This window comes from Endozoicomonas sp. ONNA1 (assembly GCF_024606325.1).
Lineage (GTDB): Bacteria > Pseudomonadota > Gammaproteobacteria > Pseudomonadales > Endozoicomonadaceae > Endozoicomonas_A.
The window spans coordinates 1-2,255 of sequence record NZ_JAHHPN010000911.1; the positions used below are offsets into that span (position 1 = coordinate 1).

The window sequence follows — 2,255 nt, forward strand, 5'->3', positions numbered from 1 at the left end:
GTACCAGATACTCAGACCAAAACGACCGAAACAGGGTTGGAAAATCATCAACCTGTAAATCCTGGTACAGGTATACAAAAAATATACCGAACTTCCAGATTAGAAAAAACGATCATCAAAGAGCTGATGAATTTAGATGGCCAAACTTTTCCTGAAAACTATGAATCCAGATTGTTCACTTTTAGTAGGGGAAGTATTAACCCTCAGGCTCTTTCTGATGTTGAGCTCGATGAGATCAATCAAACCTTTGCCGCAATAAAACGCAATATGATGGAGTTATTCAGAGATAAATATGGTATTGATATGGCAATAGTAGAAGCTTCTGATGTTGAGGCCGTTTATATTTATTCTTTTAGTCACAAAGCCACTACTCTGGAATGCCTGACATCGAACGATATTTGTCAACCCGCTAATTCTCAACCCATAAATACCAAACATACCACAGAAAGCAATGATAAAGGCTCAGTATTGGGTGATTATAAAAAAATGTTTACATCTGAATGGATATTGAAAAATTCTGAACCGAGAATGAAAGATAGTGTTGATGATGAAGATTATGAGAATGATATTTTTAGTACGGATTTTACCAGAAAAAAATTATTGCTTGAAAGGATTGGTGGTTTTTTAACACTGTCGAGAATCGTTGAATCAGACGAGAAATTTCCCACTATGGGATTTAGAGCTGTATTTTTAATGACTGATCCAAATAAAGAGAATATTCATATTGTGACTACTGGAAGAAGCTACACTCTTGTTGAGCTTGATGCCGATCAGTTAACAAATCTGTACAAAACACTACCAGGTAAGCAAATATCAAGCTTCACTGGGTTGGCCGAAAATCTTAATAAAAAAAATCAACAATGATAGTTAAGCGGTATTGTGGATGGATGGTTGTGACGCAGGCTTAATTCACCGGGAATGATAGGTGAATTCTGGTCAGAACCGGAGGTTATTTCGGTTCAACTCTGAATGCTTTTCAACCCATCAGTTTCATACCCCGTTCCATTTCACTGCGCAGATTGTCAAGGGTCTTTTCAAGGCTCGCTTTTTCGGCTGCTGCCAAAGCATAGAGATATAGCATCGCCATTCTTTATATGTATCTGTGCAGGAGCAAAGCCATTGACCCACAACGCAATAATAACCAGAGACTTCAATGAACTTAATTATGCTTTTAGTGTCAAAGACATCAGTGAAGGCTGTTTATCTTGAATCAAGGGAACAAGCTTGTTTTTAATTTGATTGAATAATGGTGCTATTATCAGTCAGGCTCTCAGAGCTATTACTTAATGAAACGTCAGCTCTAAACAGTTAGACGAAAAAGGAGGTTAGCGAAATGTTCTTAAAAGCTGCTGCATTAGTAGGAGCGGCATATCTTCTTGGTTTTTTTTCAGAAGATGTACCAGATACTCAGACTAAAACGACCGAAACAGGTTTGGAAGTTCAACAACCTCTAAATTCTGAGACAGGCATAGGGGAAATATATCGAACTCAGGGCTTGGAAAAAACGATCATTAAAGAACTGATGTCTTCAGATGGGCAAACGTTTCCTGAAGACTATGAAACCAGATTGTTCTCTTTCAGTAGGGAAAGTATAAATCCTGATGCTCTTTCTGATGCTGAACTGGATAAGATAAATCAAACCTTTGACGCAATAAAACGCTATACGATGGAGTTATTCAGAAGCCCATCTGAACTTGATATAGCAAGAACACAAGCTACTGATATCGAGGCTGTTTATATTTATTCTTTTAGCCACAAAGCCACTACTCTCCAATGTCTGACATCGAACGATATTTGCCAACCCGCTAATGCCCAACTCATAACCAAAAGCAATAGTGAATACTCAGTATTGGATGATTACAAAGAAATGTTTACTTACGATTGGATACTTAAAAATTCTAAATTGAGAATGACCGAAAATTTTCGTGATAAAACTCTCAGGGAGGTACTTTCCAGAGAGCATTTTACTAATAAAAAACTATTACTTGAAGGAATGAGCGGTTATTTAAAGATGTCAAGAGCTGCTGTAGAAGGTGAAGCATTGCCCACTATGGGATACAGAGCTGTATTTGTCATTGCAGATCCTGATAAAGATGATATTTATATCCATACTGCTTTAAGAAGCTATACACTTACGCTTGATACCGAGCAGTTAACCAATCTGTTTAAAACAATACCAGGCAAGCAAATATCAAGTTACACAGGGTTGGTCAAAAAACTTAACAAAGAAATTAATACTGATATTTAAACGGTAT

Annotated in this window: 2 protein-coding genes; both read left to right on the plus strand. The window is 37.1% G+C overall.

What is annotated here, in order from left to right; all coding sequences use genetic code 11:
* On the plus strand, positions 1–864 hold an 864-nt coding region (locus KDK19_RS21520; RefSeq protein ID WP_257292913.1), incomplete at its 5' end, for a hypothetical protein.
* Between the two features lie 469 nt (positions 865–1,333).
* On the plus strand, positions 1,334–2,248 hold the full coding sequence (locus KDK19_RS21525; RefSeq protein ID WP_257292914.1) for a hypothetical protein: 915 nt from the start codon (positions 1,334–1,336) through the stop codon (positions 2,246–2,248).
* Positions 2,249–2,255 lie beyond the last annotated feature (7 nt).